This window comes from Shouchella rhizosphaerae (assembly GCF_900142675.1).
Taxonomy (GTDB): domain Bacteria; phylum Bacillota; class Bacilli; order Bacillales; family Bacillaceae_D; genus Shouchella; species Shouchella rhizosphaerae.
In genome coordinates this window covers 159,604-177,317 of record NZ_FRBS01000003.1, presented here as the reverse complement: position 1 = coordinate 177,317, position 17,714 = coordinate 159,604, and the positions used below count along the sequence as shown (strand labels likewise).

Here is a 17,714-nt window from a genome sequence, read left to right as displayed (position 1 = left end):
GCAAGAAATGATCGCTTGGCATAAATGTGCAAAAAAAGAAAAAAACATTTGAAATCATGTAAGCGATTACAATACAATGAAAGAGAGGAGAATTTCTTGCGAAAGGGGCCTTTATAAGGAGGAGAACCATGGCGAGCGATGAAAAAAGGTGGTTTCAGCATTATCCGAAGCAAGTCCGCCCCTTTTTGGACTATGAGGATGTGCCGTTGCAGCATTTTTTCAAGCAATCAGCTAACAGGTTTCCGCAACACGAGGCGATCCACTTCTTAGGGAAAACATTAAGCTACGAGGAATTGTATGACCAGACGCTCCGGTTTGCGAATCGACTGCAAAAACTGGGCGTGAAAAAAGGCGACCGTGTGGCAATTATGCTCGCCAATAGCCCCCAATCGGTGATTGGTTACTATGCGGTGCTCATGGTAGGGGGCGTCGTCGTTCAAACGAACCCACTCTATGTCGAAAGGGAACTGGAGCACCAGCTCGCAGACGCGAGGGCAAAAGTCATTTTGTGCCTGGATTCGGTCTTGCCTAAAGTTGAAAAGGTGATGGCGCGTACGTCACTTGAATTGGTGATTGTGACGAGCATCGCTGAATACCTTCCTTTCCCCAAAAATATGCTCTTTCCCTTTGTGCAAAAAAAGCAAGGGATTCCAAAAGTGAAAGTGACGTATTCGGAGCGGGTATTGCCGTTTGCTCGGCTTGTAAAAGAGGGAGAAGCGTTGGAGCCTGAAGTTGAAATGAACGCAGACGATTTGGCGTTGCTCCAATATACTGGAGGGACAACGGGGCTTGCCAAAGGCGTAATGCTCACACATCGGAATTTGGTGGTCAACGCAGTGCAATGTGACGCTTGGCTTTACAAAACAGAAGAGAGAAGTGAACGGGTGCTTGGCGTCATGCCATTTTTCCATGTGTACGGGATGACGACAGTGATGAATTTCGCGGTTAAAACGGCAGCGACAATGGTGCTATTGCCGAAATTCAAGCCAGAAGAAGTATTAAGAACGATTGAAAAGCAAAGAATTACACTTTTCCCTGGAGCGCCAACGATGTATGTAGCCCTCGTAAACAATGAACGTATTCATCAATACGATTTGACTTCGATAAAAGCGTGCATTAGCGGTGCTTCCGCCTTGCCCCTTGAAGTACAGCAAAAGTTCGAAGCACAAACGAAGGGCAGAATCGTAGAAGGATACGGGTTAACTGAGACGTCGCCAGTTGTCTGTGCCAATCCGATCTGGGAAAAGCGGAAAACGGGCAGTGTCGGCATTCCTTGGCCAGACACAGATGTAATGGTGTATTCACTTGAAAAAGACGGGGAAGCAGAAATTGGCGAGGTTGGCGAACTGTTTGTCCGCGGCCCACAAGTGATGAAAGGATATTGGATGAGACCTGAAGAAACGGCGCAAACGTTTCATGGCGAGTGGCTAAAAACAGGAGATATGGCCCGTATGGATGAAGAGGGTTATGTGTATATCGTTGATCGAAAAAAAGAAATTATTATTGCAGGGGGATTTAATATTTATCCCCGTGAAGTAGAAGAAGTGTTGTTTGAACATGAAGCGGTTGTCCAAGCAGCCGTAATTGGTGTTCCTGACGAGTATCGGGGCGAAACGGTGAAAGCGTTTATTGTGTTAAAAGCAGGAGAAACGATATCTGAAAAAGAGATGGAAGCGTACTGTCGACAAAAATTGGCCGCTTATAAAATTCCACGACTGTATGAATTTAGGGATGAGCTGCCAACAACGCTAACAGGGAAAATTTTAAAACGGGTGCTCATTAGTGAAGAACAAGCACGCAAGGAAGAACAAGCGCAGCAGGAAGCATAAAGGGAAGGTTTCTTTACATGCGCCCATGTAGAGAAACCTTTTTAAGCGCCGTTATCATTTGACAATCGCCCTTTCCCGTACTATACTAAATAACATGAATGAACATTCATTCATGTTACGGAGTTAAGGAGAGATGGTTTTGAGTAAAAAGAGAGGTCAAAAGTATGACCAAATCATTGATGCAGCGGTCATAGTGATCGCCAAGCACGGTTTCCATCAAGCGCAAGTATCAAAAATAGCAAAAGAAGCGGGCGTTGCCGATGGAACAATTTATTTGTATTTTAAAAACAAGGAAGACTTGCTCGTATCGCTATTTGACAAGAAGCTAGGCGCTTTTGTCGAAAAAAGCAGGAGAAGATTGGCCAAGGAACACTCAATAGAAGCGAAATTCCGCCTTTTAGTTGAATCTCATTTCTCACAGCTAGAAGACAATTACGATCTTGCAGTGGTGACACAGCTTGAATTGCGCCAATCTAAATCGGAATTACGCCAACGAATCAATCAAGTTTTAAAAGGATATTTGACACTTTTAGATGAATTAATAGCAGAAGGGAAAGCAGAAGGTTGCTTTCACCCTGAACTGGACCCGCTTTTAGCAAGACAAATGGTATTTGGCGTTATGGATGAAGTAGTCTCCAATTGGGTCATGGCAGAAGGCAAGTTTCCGTTGAAGAAACAAGCTGAAAATGTCTATCATTTGCTCCTCCACGGGTTGCGAGGGAAGTAACGTTTGAGCGCAAGGTGACTGCAACACCGATAACGACTACGTTTTGACTTGCTTGAAAAGGGGCAATTGCTCTTATTATAGGTTTACAGTAAAGGAGGACTACTAGTGGAAAACATAACATGGAAAGTCACAGACGGCATCGCAGAGATCGGGTTAAAGCGGCCCCCTGCCAATGCGCTTGCACGGTCTGTGATCGAAGAGCTGAGCGAAGTTTTTGAAAACGTATACAACGATGATGCAATTAAAGTGGCAATCATTTACGGAGAAGGCCGTTTTTTTGCGGCAGGGGCAGATATTAAAGAATTTACAGAAGTAGGCGACAGCGAAGAGTTTGCCCAACTTGGCAAAAAAGGGCAAGATACGTTCAATAAAATTGAAGCAGCTCCGAAGCCCGTTATCGCTGCTATCCATGGCGCCGCGCTCGGCGGCGGACTTGAACTAGCTATGGCTTGCCATATTCGTCTGGCGGCACCAGAGACAAAACTGGGCTTGCCAGAACTGAACCTCGGGTTGATCCCAGGCTTTGGCGGGACGCAAAGGTTGCCACGGCTTGTTGGCCAGCCGAAAGCGTTGGAAATGATGCTGACAAGCGCTCCTATTACGGCCGAAGAGGCGCTTAACGTTGGACTTGTGAATAAAGTGTGCGATGAAGATCATCTGCTGGAGGAAGCAAGGGCAATGGCAAGGACGATTGCTGCGAAGAGCCCGTTAACGGTCAAGCGCGTATTGGAGCTTACGAAAATGAGCGAAGGCGCTCTGAAGGAAGGCTTAGATAAGGAGATCGCTTATTTTTCTGAAGTTTATCAGAAAGAGGATCGCATAGAAGGCGTCAATGCTTTTATTGAAAAGCGCAAGCCTGTTTTTCGCGGCAAATAGTCACTACGAGTTTATAGGAGGAATTCCCATGAATATTTTCGTTGTGTTAAAAAGAACATTTGATACAGAGGAAGCCATTACCATTCAAAACGGTAAAGTCCAAGAAGAGGGCGCCGAGTTTATTATTAACCCGTATGATGAGTATGCTGTCGAAGAAGCCCTTGTGCTGAAAGAAGCACATGGCGGAGAGATCACAGTCGTCACAGTTGGAGAAGAGGAAGCAGAAAAGCAACTTCGTACAGCATTGGCAATGGGAGCAGACAAAGCTGTTTTGATTGATAGAGAAGAGCTTGAAGAGAGCGATCCTGCAACAACAGCAGCGCTATTGTATGCCTACTTTAAGGACAAAGAAGTCGACATTATTTTGGCTGGCAATGTAGCGGTTGACGGCGGTTCAGGCCAGGTTGGCCCACGGCTTGCCGAATTGCTTGGCATCGCCCAAGTGACGACGATTACCGGGCTTTCTATTGAGGGGCAAACCGCTCATATTGTTCGTGATGTCGAAGGGGACGAAGAAAAACTGGAAGTGAAGCTGCCGCTCCTTGTCACTGCCCAACAAGGCTTAAACGACCCTCGGTATCCGTCGCTTCCAGGAATTATGAAAGCGAAGAAGAAGCCACTTGAGGTGCTTGATTTAGACGATTTAGATGTAGAGGAAGAAGACGTAGCGGCAAAAACCACGGTAGTTGATGTCTATTTGCCGCCTGAAAAGCAAGCAGGCAAAAAGCTAGAAGGAGAGCCATCTCAGCAAGTGAAAGAACTCGTCTCGTTGTTAAAAACAGAAGCAAAAGTGCTTTAAGGGGGAGAGGAATATGGCGAAAAAAATAATTGTCTTGGCAGAAGCGAAAAACAATGAGCTACGAAATGTGTCATTTGAAGCGATTGCTGCTGCAAAAGAGCTTGCGGATGGCGGCGAAGTGACAGCCGTTCTTGCTGGGGAGGCGATTGCAAGTCTTGGCGAACAGTTATTTCAATACGGAGCAGACCGGGTTATTGTCGTGGAACACCCTGAGCTAGCAAATTACACAACAGACGCATATAAACAAGCGTATTTGCAAGTGTTTGACAAAGAAAATCCAGACATTGTCGTTCTTGGCCACACTTCAGTTGGCAAAGACCTATCGCCGCGTTTGGCTGTTAAACTGGATGGAGCGCTCTTTTCTGATGTCGTTGCAATCGAGGCAGGCGACACGCCTGTATTTACACGGCCAATCTACTCAGGGAAGGCATTTGAAAAGCGCAAAGCTGTTGAGGAAGGGCCTTACATCGTCACAATCCGGCCGAACAACATTGCTGCTTTAGCTAAAGAGGAAAGCGCTTCTGGTGAAGTGGAAACACACTCTGTTGACATCCAAGATTTGCGCGCGATCGTGAAAGATGTGGTCAAAAAAGCGACTGGCGGCGTCGATTTGTCTGAGGCCAATATTATTGTAGCTGGCGGCAGGGGTGTGAAAAGCGCAGATGGCTTTAAGCCACTGCAAGAGCTTGCGGACCTTCTTGGCGGGGCAGTCGGAGCTTCCCGCGGAGCCTGTGACGCCGAATATTGTGATTACTCATTACAAATTGGCCAGACAGGCAAAGTCGTCACACCAGACTTATACATTGCCGTCGGCCTATCAGGAGCGATCCAGCATTTAGCAGGGATGTCCAACTCGAAAGTGATTGTAGCCATTAACAAAGACCCAGAAGCCCCTATTTTCGAAGTTGCTGATTATGGTATTGTCGGTGATTTGTTTGAAGTGGTGCCCCTTCTTACAGAAGAATTAAAAGCCGTGCTTGTCTCTAAATAACAACAGCTACTTGCGCTAGCGGGTAGCACCCATGACGGCAGAAGCCGACTAGAAGCCAGTCTTTCGCCTTATGCTGCTTGCGTGAGCAAGTGGCTTTCTATTTTGGAAAAAATCGTTTATGATTAGTCGACAGTGGGTAATCTATTCCAGAGAAGCAGCATATTTTTCTACATGCTTACGGAATGGTATACTGTAAATATGTTATCAATGAAAGGGGATTTGGCAAATGGCAATTGTCAATGCGACTGACCAAAACTTCACGGAGGAAACAAAGGAAGGCCTCGTTCTTGTAGATTTTTGGGCTCCTTGGTGTGGACCATGCAAAATGATCGCTCCAGTATTAGAAGAGCTCGACGGTGATCTTGGCGATAAGGCGAAAATCGTAAAAGTCGATGTCGACGAAAACCAAGAAACCGCAGGGAAATTTGGAGTTATGAGCATTCCAACGCTGCTTGTTTTAAAAGACGGCGAAGTGGTTGACAAAGCGGTCGGCTTCCAACCGAAAGAAGCATTGGAAGAGCTGTTGAATAAACAAATGTAATCCTAGCAGTCCGCCTTTCTTAAAAAAGGCGGACTTTTTACAGGAGGAGGAACGATTGAACGAAACCATTACCAATAAGTTGGCTCTCTTGCCTGACAAGCCTGGTTGCTATTTGATGAAAGACCGCCAAGGGACGATTATTTATGTTGGTAAGGCAAAAGTGTTAAAAAACAGAGTGCGCTCCTACTTTACGGGGAGCCACGATAGCAAAACACAACGCCTTGTTGGAGAAATTTGCGATTTTGAGTACATCGTCACTTCCAGTAACATCGAAGCATTGATTTTAGAGCTTACACTGATTAAAAAGCATGATCCCAAATACAATGTGTTGTTAAAAGACGACAAAACGTATCCGTATATTAAAATCACGAATGAGCGTCACCCTCGTTTATTAATTACGCGGAAAGTGAAAAAAGACGGGGCAAAGTACTTTGGCCCTTATCCAAATGCAGGCGCGGCTACGGAGACGAAAAAACTGTTAGACCGCCTGTATCCATTGCGTAAATGCCGGAAAATGCCGGACTCCGTTTGTTTGTATTACCACATCGGCCAATGTCTTGCTCCTTGCGTATACGAAGTGAGTGAAGAAACCAACCAAACTATGGTGAATGAGATCACAAAGTTTTTGAAAAATGGTCATAGCGATATAAAAGAGCAACTTCGCGAACGAATGGAAAAAGCGGCCGAAGACCTCGACTTTGAACGGGCTAAAGAATTAAGGGATACGATTGCACAAATGGAAAAAGTAATGGAAAAGCAAAAAATGGCGTTTGCTGACAAAACGGACAGGGACGTATTTGGCTTTTCCTATGATAAAGGATGGATGTGCGTCCAAGTATTCTTTATTCGCCAAGGCCGCCTCATTGAACGGGACGTGTCCATTTTCCCCTTTTACCAGGAGGCAAGCGAAGAGCTGTTAACATTTATTGCCCGGTTTTATTTAGAAAAAAACCATATTAAGCCAAAAGAAATTTTTGTTGCTGAAAGCGTCGATAAACAATTGCTGGAAGAGTTGCTTGAGACGCGCGTCACACAGCCGAAACGAGGCCAAAAAAAAGCGTTGCTTGATTTAGCTGAAGAAAACGCTGCTCTCGCTTTAAAAGAGAAATTTTCGCTCATTGAACGTGATGAACAGAGAACGGTGAAAGCAGTCGAACGTCTCGGGGAGGCAATCGGAATAAATGCGCCTTACCGGATCGAGGCATTTGACAATTCGAACATTCAAGGCGTTGACCCAGTATCTGCTATGGTTGTTTTTGTAAACGGCGTGCCGCAGCGAAAAGAGTACCGAAAGTATAAAATCAAAACGGTAGAGGGCCCTGATGATTATGGATCGATGCGTGAAGTCGTGCGTCGCCGCTACGTCCGCCTTTTAAAGGAAAAACGGCCATTGCCTGATTTGATTGTCATTGATGGGGGCGCCGGGCAAATTGCTGCAGCTAAAGAAGTGATTGAAGACGAGCTTGGCCAAGCTATCCCTGTCTGCGGTTTGGCTAAAGATGATAAACACCGGACGTCGCAATTATTAATGGGGTCTCCTCCGGTAGTCGTGCCTTTACAGCGTGACAGCCATGAATTTTATTTGTTGCAACGCATCCAAGATGAAGTGCACCGTTTTGCGATCACATTCCATCGCCAAACACGGGCGAAATCGTTTTTGCAATCAGCACTTGACGACATCCCTGGCGTAGGGGAGAAACGGAGAAAAGCGCTTCTTAAAACGTTCGGTTCAGTAAAAAAAATCAAGGAAGCTTCCATTGAGGACTTAAGCAAACACGTGCCAACCAAACTGGCAGAAACCATTCATCACACATTAAACAAAAACAAGCCGAATGCTTAACGGCTTGTTTTTTAGTGCCCTCCTGTTAGTCGCCTACGTTGACAGTATCATTTCGGTCAAAATGCACCGTAAAAATCGTGCTGTTTCGTTTTTGCGTATATGTAACGGCCGTTGTTACCTCATGCCACACTTCAAATGTTTCCGCTAAAAAGCCAGCCTCAAGCTGGTAACAGCGCCTATCTTTTCGTCCCATCCAATCTCCTGTTAGTTCAAAAATGTATTCGCTCCGTTTTTCTTTTAGACGCTGGAGTTGCCCCCATTCGGCACGTTGAAAAAACGAAATTAATTCTTCAACGGATTCAAGTGGGTTGTCGCGCGCGACTTTTTTGCCTACCCAATAAAGCAATCTGTCGTGCTCGTCTCCGAGAATCGTGCGCAGGATATCATTACGGATTAAATCATAGCCATATTGCCCTGCTGTTTGCTCCTTGTTGTCTTCCCCGCTCATTGTCACACCTCAACCTTTCGATAGCTTTCCATGTTCCTATACTACCTGTGATTAGCGATTTTGTCAGTAGTTCTTCTGTCTAATTTTTCACGGCAAATGGAACCTAGGCGATATAGTAAAGGAGCCCAGACAGTGATATACTAACTGGTGATAAATGAGAGGTGTGCCATGGACAATAAGCATGCACGGTTAAGCAATTCATTCCAAATTATTATTACTGCCTATTTGCTGACGATTTTTTTGTTTAGTCTGCTTTTAATGATTCCCTGGTTTCATCAAGACGGCGTAACGCTTGCCTATCGCGATTCTTTGTTTACAGCGGTTAGTGCCGTCAGTGTAACGGGGCTAACGACAATATCTGTTGCCGACACGTTTAATGGAACGGGCATTATGGTGCTTTCCCTTGCGATTCAGTTAGGCGGCATTGGCATTATGACACTCGGAACATTCACTTGGATCGTATTAGGAAAGCGAATAAACCTTGCCCAGCGCATGCTTATCATCGCCGACCAAAATCGCGTCCAAAACCATATGAGTGGCCTTGTTTTGCTCATGAGGCAGCTTTTGCTACTTGCGCTTGCGATCGAGTGTGTTGGAGGGCTTGTACTCGGTACTTATTATTTGCGCTACTTTGACACATGGACGGAGGCTTATGTTCAAGGATTTTTTGCTGCGTTGAGTGCGTTTACTAACGCTGGCTTTGACCTCACCGGGCAATCACTCCAACCGTTTGCCGGCGACGCAGTTGTCCAGCTTGTGATGATCTTGTTGATCATAGCCGGCTCGATTGGGTTTCCTGTTCTTGTAGAGTGCAGGGAGTTTTTGTTAAAGCGGAAAGCCGGATTCCGTTTCAGCTTGTTTACAAAATTGACCGTTTCCACTTATTTTCTCGTTTTCGCCATTGGGGCACTTGGCATTTGGCTGTTCGAGTCGTTTGGAGCTTTTGCTGGCTTGCCTTGGTTTGAACAGTTTGGCCATTCCTTGTTCCAATCGGCCACAACAAGAAGTGCCGGGTTATCAACAATAGATATAAGTCAATTTGAGCAGTCGACGCTGCTATTTATGTCGGGACTGATGATTATCGGAGCGAGCCCTTCAAGCGTTGGCGGCGGGATACGGACGACTACCCTTGCTGTAATGGTTTTGACAATCAGGGGCTACGCTTTAGGGCGCAACCGCGTAAATGCATTTGGGCGGCAAATCCATAAAGATGACCAGGAAAAGGCGTTTATCGTTTTGTCTGTTGCAGCATTGCTCATTGCCGTTTCTTTAATTAGCATCGCTTTTTTTGAACGAGACAGCGGCATACGTTTACTTGCTTTAATTGTGGAAGTCGCCTCTGCCTTTGGGACTTGCGGCCTAACAATGGGGGAGACTGGCTCCCTTTCCTATCCAAGCCAAATCATTTTAATGTGCTTAATGTTTATTGGCAGAGTAGGGATTGTCGCTATGCTGTTCTCCTTTAAAAAGAAACATACGAAAAGCCATTACCATTATCCGACAGAACCAGTCATTATCGGCTAGCGCCAAGCAGCCGATTTCTGTCGGTTTATGTAGAAAGAACATTCAAAACCCTTTAAAATCAAGATGAATTGAATCCGTTTTCTTGACTCGGATTTTCCCTAGGAGTAAAATGAAACTGTCAAATAGATTTCACAGTTTCAGTTTTTCAATGAAAGTCATTCATAATCCATATCAGGGGGTACGTTTATAAGAGAGAGAAAAACGCACGAATTTGTATAAGGGGTCTTGATGAGGAAAAATATCGTGGAGGGAACGTGTATGGCTGAGAATCGAGAGTACTTTAATCGTAGGCTTCATTCATTGCTAGGAGTTATACCAATTGGAATTTTTCTAATTCAGCATTTAATAGTCAACCACTTTGCAACAAGAGGACCGGAAGCATTTAACCAGGCAGCCCATTTTATGGAGAGTCTGCCCTTTCGTTATGCGTTAGAATTGCTCATCATTTTTATTCCGATTCTTTATCACGCGATTTATGGCATTTACATTGCGATGCAAGCAAAAAACAATACGAGCCGCTTTGGCACATTCCGAAATTGGATGTTCCGCATCCAACGGTGGACAGGGGTTTTTCTCTTAATTTTCATTTCTTGGCATGTTTGGGACACGCGGATCCAAGCGCTGTTTGGTCATGAAGTCAACTACGATATGATGGCAAATATTTTGCAAAACCCTTGGATGATGGCATTTTACATAGTCGGCATTGTGTCTGCGACGTTCCACTTTGCCAATGGACTATGGTCATTCGCTGTATCATGGGGCATCACCGTAACACCTCGTTCACAACAAATTATGACATATGTATCAATTATCGTTTTTGCAGCACTTACCTATGTAGGTGTTTCCGCTGCATTTGCTTTCGTATAAAAATCAGCAACTAGCGAATTTTTTAGGGAGTGGACTTTATGAGTAAAGGGAAAATTGTTGTAGTAGGCGGCGGGTTAGCCGGGCTAATGGCAACGATTAAAGCGGCAGAAAAAGGGGTACCGGTCGATTTGTTTTCGATTGTACCGGTGAAACGTTCCCACTCCGTATGCGCGCAAGGCGGCATAAACGGCGCTGTCAACACAAAAGGAGAAGGGGATTCCCCTTACGAACATTTTGATGATACTGTGTACGGTGGCGACTTTTTAGCGAACCAGCCACCTGTTAAAGCAATGACCGAAGCAGCTCCGGCGATTATTCATTTAATGGATCGCATGGGCGTTATGTTTAACCGTACCCCTGAAGGGCTCCTCGATTTCCGTCGTTTTGGCGGTACACAACACCATCGCACCGCTTTTGCTGGGGCCACGACTGGACAGCAGCTTTTGTATGCACTGGACGAACAAGTACGCCGTTACGAAGTGCAAGGGCTTGTAACGAAATACGAAGGCTGGGAGTTTTTATCTGCTGTGATCGACGATGAGGGCGCGTGCCGTGGCATTACAGCACAAGAGCTGAATTCAGCAGAAATACGCAGTTTCTCAGCTGACGCCGTTATTATGGCAACTGGTGGACCAGGAATCATTTTTGGCAAATCGACGAATTCAATGATTAATACCGGCTTCGCTGCAGCAAAATTGTACGAACAAGGCGTTGCCTATGCGAACGGCGAGTTTATCCAAATCCACCCGACTGCAATTCCAGGCGACGACAAGCTTCGCCTGATGAGCGAGTCTGCCCGTGGAGAAGGTGGGCGCGTATGGACATACAAAGACGGAAAACCGTGGTATTTTCTTGAAGAGAAATACCCGGCGTATGGTAACCTTGTCCCGCGTGACATTGCTACAAGGGAAATTTTCCATGTGTGTGTAGACGAAAAGCTTGGCATTAATGGCGAAAACATGGTCTATTTGGATTTATCCCATAAGGATCCAAAAGAATTAGATATTAAGCTTGGCGGCATTATTGAAATCTATGAAAAGTTCACAGGCGATGATCCGCGGAAAGTGCCGATGAAAATCTTCCCTGCTGTTCATTACTCGATGGGCGGCATGTGGGTAGACTATGATCAAATGACGAATATTCCTGGTTTATTTGCCGCCGGCGAATGCGATTATTCTCAGCATGGTGCAAACCGCTTAGGTGCAAACTCGCTGTTATCGGCCATTTATGGCGGTATGGTTGCTGGGCCGAAGGCAGTGGAGTACATTAGTGGATTGAACACAGCTACTGAAGATTTGTCGTCTTCGCTATTTGAAGCGCAAGTGAAAAAAGAGCAAGACCAATTCGACGCGATTTTGCGCATGGATGGTACGGAAAATGCGTATGTCCTTCATAAAGAGCTTGGCGAGTGGATGACGGACAACGTCACAGTTGTGCGTTACAATGACAAGCTGTTAAAAACAGATGAAAAGATCCAGGAGTTAATGGAACGTTACCAAAACATTAACATCCATGATACGGCTAAATGGTCGAACCAAGGAGCGGCATTTACGCGCCAGCTTGGGGGAATGCTCAATCTAGCCCGTGTGATCACGCTTGGCGCTTACCACCGCAATGAAAGCCGTGGCGCCCATTACAAGCCGGAGTTTCCAGAACGAAACGACGAAGAGTTTTTGAAAACAACAAAAGCTTGGTACAATCCGAGCACCGGCGCGCCGGACTTTGAATATGAGGAAGTCGACACATCGTTGATTCAACCACGCAAACGCGACTACTCACAGAAAAAGCAAGGAGCTGGAAGCAAATGAGTGAAAAAACAATTCGCCTTATCGTGACAAGGCAAGATGGACCAGACAGCGGCTCCTATGAAGAAGAGTTTGCTATCCCTTACCGGCAAAACTTGAATGTGATTTCTTGCTTAATGGAAATTCGCCGCAACCCTGTCAATGTTAAGGGTGAGAAGACAACGCCTGTCACGTGGGATATGAACTGCCTAGAAGAAGTATGTGGCGCTTGTTCAATGGTTATTAATGGCAAACCACAACAGTCGTGCACCGCGCTCGTTGATAAGTTGGAACAGCCCATTCGGCTTGAGCCAATGAGGACATTCCCTGTTGTTCGTGATCTTGTCGTCGACCGCAGCAGAATGTTTGATTCTCTGAAAAAAGTAAAAGCTTGGATTCCAATTGACGGCACGTATGATTTAGGTCCTGGACCGCGCATGCCAGAAAAAAGACGCCAATGGGCTTATGAGCTGTCTAAATGTATGACTTGCGGCGTCTGCTTAGAATCTTGCCCGAACGTCAATTCAAAATCTGAATTTATTGGGCCAGCAGCACTATCTCAAGTTCGCCTCTTTAATGCCCACCCAACTGGTGAAATGAATAAAGAAGAACGGTTGGCTACGATTATGACAGACGGCGGTCTTGCCAATTGTGGAAACTCACAAAACTGCGTGCAAGCTTGCCCGAAAGGCATTCCGCTTACAACATCCATTGCTGCATTAAACCGCGCGACGGCATTGCAGTCCTTTAAAAACTTCTTTGGAAGCATATGATCATACAACGAGGCTGCGAAGCAGCCTCGTTCAACTATAGACAAACGCCGCTTACGTCAATCCCATTTCTATTTCCATTTTCCTCTCCATTATTCCCGTCTACTAAGCCTTTTCAATTAAGCTGAGATTTGTCAAAAAAAGGAGCGATGAACGATGAAAGTGCCTGCTTATATCAATGAAATAAGCGCATGGGAAGACTCATTTACATTTTTTGTTCCCATCAAAGTCCGCTTTTCGGAAACAGATGCATTTGGCCATGTGAATAATACGTCTGCGTTTATTTATTTTGAACACGCAAGGCTTGAATTTTTTGAGTCTTGCGGCTTAATGGAAGATTGGGCCGCGATTAGCAATGATGCCATTGTCGTTACTGCTGATTTGCAATGTAATTATGTGGCCCAAATTCAATACGGGGATACGTTACAAGTAGGGGTAAAAGTGGATAAAATCGGGCGTTCTTCATTGGACATTCATTATGTAGCAAAAAGAAACACTGATATTTGTTTAACAGGGAGAGGCACAGTGGTGCAAGTTGACAAACAGACAGGCAAAGCACTCCCTTTCTCTGAGAAGATGCTTGCTAAACTAGCATGTAAAAAAACTACATAGCAAAAAGCCTGCATAGCAGGCTTTTTTCAAATGGTCAATTCACCTAGACGTATAAGTTCGATAACGGCTTGAGAGCGCCCCTTTACTCCCAGCTTCTGCATTGTGTTCGAAATATGGTTGCGTACGGTCTTTTCACTAATAAAAAGGTGATTAGCAATTTCTTTTGTTGTTTGGTCTTGGACGAGTAGTTCGAATACTTCGCGTTCCCTTTTCGTAAGCAAAGGTTTTGGTCCGAAGTCTGCTCCCTTCAATATGTTCACTCCTTCATGCCGGGCTAAGAGCAGGTCAACGCTGACCTGAAAGGCTTTAGTCAAGACAGTATATGTTGTGTATGAAAAAGGTGTGAGCGTTCATTTGCGAATAGGACGTTTTCATTATTGTCGAATTTAGTCGTTTTTTTGATAGGGCCCTTGTTTTTTTGTTGAAAGGGATTACCCCCCATGCTATAATGACGATGTTTATAAAGCTCTTTTATAAGAGGGTTTTGCAGCTGAATAAAGTGCATTGCTTAGCAAAAAAGAAAAATAAATTGGCTAGAGCAGCTCATTGCAGGGTACGATACTTAGTAAGAATCAGTCGTGATTTGTGCAAAGGCGACCCGCTGTACAAGGGCTTTACCAATGAGTAAATACTAATAGAAAAGAGGAATTACTATGGCTGAAAAAACATTTAAAATTACTGCAGAAACGGGCATTCACGCGCGTCCAGCTACACAGCTTGTTAATAAAGCTGGCCAATTCTCGTCTGATATCACTTTGGAATACAAAGGGAAATCAGTCAATCTTAAATCGATCATGGGTGTCATGTCTCTTGGTGTTGGACAAGGCGCAGAAGTAACAATCAAAGCGGAAGGTTCAGACGCAGATGAAGCGCTTTCAGCTATTGAAGAAGTGATTAAAGAGGGACTTGGCGAATAATGCTTCATTCTCTTAAAGGCATTGCTGCATCTGCGGGTGTAGCAATTGCCAAAGCCTTTGTGCACGAAGAGCCTGATTTTACAATCAAACAAAAAGAGGCCAAAAACCCCAGTGATGAGATCAAGCGTCTGGACGAAGCACTGGCTATTTCTCGTGAAGAATTGACGGCTATTAAGGAAAAGGCGCTTAATGAATTAGGCGAGGACAAGGCTGAAATTTTTTCAGCCCATTTGCTTGTGTTAAGCGATCCTGAGTTGGTCGACGCTGTGAAAGCAAAAGTAAATGAAGACTCCGTAACAGCGGAGTTTGCATTGAACGAAGTCGCCAATATGTTCATTACCATGTTTGAAAACATGGACAATGAATATATGAAAGAGCGAGCAGCGGATATACGTGATGTTTCTCGCCGTGTATTAGGTCACCTTATGGGAATTGAAGTCGTTTCCCTTGCCGCTATCGAAGAAGACACCATTATCATTGCCCATGATTTAACACCATCTGATACGGCACAATTAAATCCTGACGTTATCAAAGGTTTTGCGACAAACATTGGCGGTCGTACGTCTCACTCTGCCATCATGTCTAGATCTTTGGAAATTCCTGCTGTGGTCGGGACGAAAGAAGCTACTGCCAAAATTGAAAACGGTGCACTTGTGATTGTTGACGGCATTGATGGCCACGTCATTGTCAACCCTACCGAAGAAGAGTTAGCTGCTTATGAGCAAAAGCAAGCTGATTATGAAGCGCAAAAAGCGGAGTGGGCAAAACTTGTCAACAAAAAGACGACAACGCAAGACACGCACCACGTTGAGCTAGCGGCTAATATCGGAACGCCTAAAGATTTAGACGGCGTGATTAACAATGGCGCTGAAGGGATCGGCCTTTATCGGACAGAGTTCCTTTATATGGGACGGACAGAGCTTCCAAGTGAGGAAGAACAATACGAAGCTTACAAAGAAGTGGTGGAACGGATGGATGGAAAGCCAGTCGTCATCCGTACACTCGACATTGGCGGCGACAAAGAGCTTCCTTATTTGGATTTGCCACACGAACTAAACCCGTTTTTAGGGCATCGGGCCATTCGCCTTTGCCTTGAAAAACAGGACATGTTCCGGGCCCAGCTCCGCGCCTTGCTTCGCGCAAGTGCACATGGCAATTTAAAGATCATGTTTCCGATGATTGCGACGTTGGAAGAATTGCGTCAAGCTAAACAAATTTTGCACGAAGAAAAAGACAAGCTGCAAGCGAGCAATGTTGATGTCAGCGACGAGATGGAAGTTGGCATTATGGTGGAAATTCCATCGACTGCGGTGGCGGCTCCACAGTTTGCCAAAGAAGTTGACTTTTTCAGCATCGGTACGAATGACTTGATTCAATATACAATGGCTGCTGACCGTATGAATGAACGAGTTTCTTATTTATACCAGCCGTACCATCCAGCAGTTCTTCGTCTAATTGACATGGTCATTCAAGCTGCCCACGCAGAAGGGAAATGGGTCGGCATGTGCGGCGAAATGGCCGGTGATGAAATTGCGATTCCCCTTTTGCTCGGTCTTGGCTTAGACGAGTTTAGCATGAGCGCCACGTCGATTCTCCCTGCTAGAAGCCAGATTAGCAAATTGTCTAAAGCTGAACTGGAATCTTTTGCGCAAGAAGCATTGACAAAAGATACGGCCGATGGAGTCGAACAACTAGTTCGCAGCAAATACAGCCAATCATAAGGAAATAAGGGCAAGCGGAAATCGTTTGTCCTTATTCCCATGTGTTTAGTCGACAATCTAAGAAATCTAGTTGATAAGAGGCGTTGAGGTTAGTACAATAGTCTTAGAATGAATAGAAACCGATAGGATTGGATGGAGGTGCAACGATTGGAAAAACCTTATGACAACAATCGTCACCAATTCGAGGAGATTGAGCGCTCTCTCCGTAAAATTGCTGACTTAGTGAAACAAAAGGGCAGAGAAATTTTAGCGCATTTCCCGATAACGACTCCGCAATTTGTTGCACTGCAGTGGTTAAATGAATATGGTGATATGACCATAGGGGAACTTTCTAATCATATGCACCTGGCATGCAGCACAACTACGGACTTAGTAGATCGAATGGAGAAAAATGGATTGGTGATGCGGGTAAAAGACAAACAAGACCGGCGCGTCGTGCGAATTCATTTGTTGGATAGAGGTCAAACGATCATACGTGAAGTGATCGCTAAGCGGCAACATTATTTAGCGGAAATGCTTGAGCATTTTACAAGTGAACAAGTGAACGATCTAGAAGAAAATTTAAATTTCCTTTTGAAAACGATGAAGGAAAAGCGTGAAGTGCGTTCATAAAGGGAGAGAAAAGACGCGTGAACAGACCGATTGGCATTATTGATTCAGGCATAGGGGGATTGACTGTCGCCTCGGAAATTATGCGTCAATTGCCAAAAGAACCGATTGTATATATAGGGGATTCCGCCCGTTGCCCATATGGCCCCCGCCCTGTCGAAGAAGTGCGGGCGTTTACGTGGCAAATGATCGGACGTCTCTTACATGAAGGTGTCAAAATGATTGTGATTGCCTGCAATACAGCAACGGCGGTTGTGCTAGAAGAGGCAAGAGCCCAGTTAGACATTCCAGTTGTTGGCGTGATCCGTCCAGGGGCGATCAGCGCGATACAAGTGAGCGAAAATCGCCATGTTGCTGTCATTGGCACAATAGGCACAATTGCGAGCAACGCCTACACGATGGCACTCCATTCGATTGATGAAAACGTAACGGTTGAAAGCTTGGCATGTCCGTTATTTGTGCCCCTTGTTGAACAGGGGACGATTAAAGGACCTGAAGCCGAAGCGGTAGTACGCGAATCGCTCGCTCCCCTTCAAGGCGCCGGTTTCGATACGCTCATTTTAGGCTGTACCCATTACCCATTGTTAAAGCCTGTCATTGAAGCGTGTTTGCCCGGCGTTACCGTCATTTCATCAGGCGAGGAGACAGCAAGGGAAGTAAGCAGTTTGCTGTTTTACCATTCAATGAACGAACAACATCAGGCAAAGGCGACACATCGTTTCTATACGACTGGAGAAGCGAATCAATTTAAGCAATTAGCGGCGAGTTGGCTAAACATTCACACAGACTCAGTCGCGTCGATTCATCTTGATGGGCCATTGCCGGTTCAAGCAACGATGAAAAGTAAGTGAAATTCAGG

18 protein-coding genes are annotated in these 17,714 nt (G+C 45.3%); 16 read left to right on the top strand and 2 right to left on the bottom strand.

All coding sequences use genetic code 11. The features are described 5' to 3' along the window. Positions 1-128 precede the first annotated feature (128 nt). From BUC05_RS09930 to uvrC, 7 genes are all read left to right on the top strand, one after another. A complete protein-coding gene (locus BUC05_RS09930; RefSeq protein ID WP_011247516.1) occupies positions 129-1,829 on the top strand; it encodes a long-chain-fatty-acid--CoA ligase in 1,701 nt (566 codons plus the stop codon). A gap of 139 nt (positions 1,830-1,968) precedes the next feature. Beyond that, entirely contained in the window at positions 1,969-2,556 is a 588-nt protein-coding gene (locus tag BUC05_RS09925; RefSeq protein WP_051881109.1) for a fatty acid metabolism transcriptional regulator FadR, read from the top strand. Between the two features lie 105 nt (positions 2,557-2,661). Next, positions 2,662-3,432, top strand: a complete 771-nt coding sequence (locus BUC05_RS09920; RefSeq protein ID WP_011247514.1) for an enoyl-CoA hydratase — start codon at positions 2,662-2,664, stop codon at positions 3,430-3,432. A gap of 28 nt (positions 3,433-3,460) precedes the next feature. Beyond that, on the top strand, positions 3,461-4,231 hold the full coding sequence (locus BUC05_RS09915; RefSeq protein ID WP_035201858.1) for an electron transfer flavoprotein subunit beta/FixA family protein: 771 nt from the start codon (positions 3,461-3,463) through the stop codon (positions 4,229-4,231). Between the two features lie 13 nt (positions 4,232-4,244). Next, complete coding sequence (locus BUC05_RS09910; protein ID WP_011247512.1) at positions 4,245-5,222, top strand: electron transfer flavoprotein subunit alpha/FixB family protein; 978 nt, start codon at positions 4,245-4,247, stop codon at positions 5,220-5,222. A 226-nt stretch (positions 5,223-5,448) separates the two neighbouring features. Next, positions 5,449-5,763 (top strand): thioredoxin, encoded by a 315-nt coding sequence (gene trxA, locus BUC05_RS09905; RefSeq protein WP_011247511.1) that lies wholly within the window; start codon positions 5,449-5,451, stop codon positions 5,761-5,763. 55 nt (positions 5,764-5,818) lie between these two features. After that, positions 5,819-7,603 (top strand): excinuclease ABC subunit UvrC, encoded by a 1,785-nt coding sequence (gene uvrC / locus BUC05_RS09900; protein ID WP_035201857.1) that lies wholly within the window; start codon positions 5,819-5,821, stop codon positions 7,601-7,603. A gap of 25 nt (positions 7,604-7,628) precedes the next feature. Here uvrC and BUC05_RS09895 read toward each other — a convergent pair whose 3' ends face one another. Then, entirely contained in the window at positions 7,629-8,051 is a 423-nt protein-coding gene (locus BUC05_RS09895) for a YslB family protein (RefSeq protein WP_035201855.1), read from the bottom strand. Positions 8,052-8,219: 168 nt separating this feature from the next. Between BUC05_RS09895 and BUC05_RS09890 the strand changes: the two genes are divergently transcribed. The 5 genes from BUC05_RS09890 (at position 8,220) to BUC05_RS09870 (ending at position 13,608) form a co-directional block, all read left to right on the top strand. Further along, positions 8,220-9,575 carry a TrkH family potassium uptake protein gene (locus tag BUC05_RS09890; protein ID WP_011247508.1) on the top strand — a complete coding sequence of 452 codons (1,356 nt, stop codon included), beginning with the start codon at positions 8,220-8,222 and terminating at the stop codon, positions 9,573-9,575. A 258-nt stretch (positions 9,576-9,833) separates the two neighbouring features. Next, positions 9,834-10,442 carry a succinate dehydrogenase cytochrome b558 subunit gene (locus BUC05_RS09885; protein WP_011247507.1) on the top strand — a complete coding sequence of 203 codons (609 nt, stop codon included), beginning with the start codon at positions 9,834-9,836 and terminating at the stop codon, positions 10,440-10,442. 38 nt (positions 10,443-10,480) lie between these two features. Then, positions 10,481-12,250, top strand: coding sequence for a succinate dehydrogenase flavoprotein subunit (sdhA, locus tag BUC05_RS09880; protein ID WP_035201852.1), 1,770 nt, complete (start codon positions 10,481-10,483; stop codon positions 12,248-12,250). Next, entirely contained in the window at positions 12,247-12,999 is a 753-nt protein-coding gene (gene sdhB, locus BUC05_RS09875) for a succinate dehydrogenase iron-sulfur subunit (protein WP_011247505.1), read from the top strand. Before sdhA ends, sdhB begins: the two co-directional genes overlap by 4 nt. Before the next feature lie 153 nt (positions 13,000-13,152). Next, positions 13,153-13,608, top strand: coding sequence for an acyl-CoA thioesterase (locus BUC05_RS09870; protein ID WP_035201849.1), 456 nt, complete (start codon positions 13,153-13,155; stop codon positions 13,606-13,608). 26 nt (positions 13,609-13,634) lie between these two features. Here BUC05_RS09870 and BUC05_RS09865 read toward each other — a convergent pair whose 3' ends face one another. Beyond that, entirely contained in the window at positions 13,635-13,859 is a 225-nt protein-coding gene (locus BUC05_RS09865; RefSeq protein WP_011247503.1) for a helix-turn-helix domain-containing protein, read from the bottom strand. Between the two features lie 402 nt (positions 13,860-14,261). On the opposite strand from BUC05_RS09865, the gene BUC05_RS09860 reads away from it, so the two are divergent. The 4 genes from BUC05_RS09860 (at position 14,262) to racE (ending at position 17,706) form a co-directional block, all read left to right on the top strand. Further along, the gene (locus tag BUC05_RS09860; RefSeq protein WP_011247502.1) at positions 14,262-14,525 is read left to right on the top strand and encodes a phosphocarrier protein HPr; all 264 of its coding nucleotides are present in this window, start codon (positions 14,262-14,264) and stop codon (positions 14,523-14,525) included. Continuing rightward, a complete protein-coding gene (gene ptsP, locus BUC05_RS09855) occupies positions 14,525-16,246 on the top strand; it encodes a phosphoenolpyruvate--protein phosphotransferase (protein ID WP_011247501.1) in 1,722 nt (573 codons plus the stop codon). Before BUC05_RS09860 ends, ptsP begins: the two co-directional genes overlap by 1 nt. Before the next feature lie 132 nt (positions 16,247-16,378). After that, entirely contained in the window at positions 16,379-16,858 is a 480-nt protein-coding gene (locus BUC05_RS09850; RefSeq protein ID WP_050748983.1) for a MarR family winged helix-turn-helix transcriptional regulator, read from the top strand. Between the two features lie 17 nt (positions 16,859-16,875). Next, positions 16,876-17,706 (top strand): glutamate racemase, encoded by an 831-nt coding sequence (gene racE / locus BUC05_RS09845; RefSeq protein WP_035201846.1) that lies wholly within the window; start codon positions 16,876-16,878, stop codon positions 17,704-17,706. The last annotated feature ends 8 nt before the right edge of the window (positions 17,707-17,714 follow it).

Bases quoted from the DNA above. Each gene is read 5' to 3' on its own strand.
- sdhA (WP_035201852.1), top strand. From the start codon at position 10,481: ATGAGTAAAGGGAAAATTGTTGTAGTAGGCGGCGGGTTAGCCGGGCTA.
- BUC05_RS09860 (WP_011247502.1), top strand. From the start codon at position 14,262: ATGGCTGAAAAAACATTTAAAATTACTGCAGAAACGGGCATTCACGCG.
- trxA (WP_011247511.1), top strand. From the start codon at position 5,449: ATGGCAATTGTCAATGCGACTGACCAAAACTTCACGGAGGAAACAAAG.
- ptsP (WP_011247501.1), top strand. From the start codon at position 14,525: ATGCTTCATTCTCTTAAAGGCATTGCTGCATCTGCGGGTGTAGCAATT.
- BUC05_RS09930 (WP_011247516.1), top strand. From the start codon at position 129: ATGGCGAGCGATGAAAAAAGGTGGTTTCAGCATTATCCGAAGCAAGTC.
- sdhB (WP_011247505.1), top strand. From the start codon at position 12,247: ATGAGTGAAAAAACAATTCGCCTTATCGTGACAAGGCAAGATGGACCA.
- BUC05_RS09885 (WP_011247507.1), top strand. From the start codon at position 9,834: ATGGCTGAGAATCGAGAGTACTTTAATCGTAGGCTTCATTCATTGCTA.
- BUC05_RS09850 (WP_050748983.1), top strand. From the start codon at position 16,379: ATGGAGGTGCAACGATTGGAAAAACCTTATGACAACAATCGTCACCAA.
- BUC05_RS09895 (WP_035201855.1), bottom strand. From the start codon at position 8,051: ATGAGCGGGGAAGACAACAAGGAGCAAACAGCAGGGCAATATGGCTAT.
- BUC05_RS09870 (WP_035201849.1), top strand. From the start codon at position 13,153: ATGAAAGTGCCTGCTTATATCAATGAAATAAGCGCATGGGAAGACTCA.
- BUC05_RS09910 (WP_011247512.1), top strand. From the start codon at position 4,245: ATGGCGAAAAAAATAATTGTCTTGGCAGAAGCGAAAAACAATGAGCTA.
- BUC05_RS09915 (WP_035201858.1), top strand. From the start codon at position 3,461: ATGAATATTTTCGTTGTGTTAAAAAGAACATTTGATACAGAGGAAGCC.
- BUC05_RS09890 (WP_011247508.1), top strand. From the start codon at position 8,220: ATGGACAATAAGCATGCACGGTTAAGCAATTCATTCCAAATTATTATT.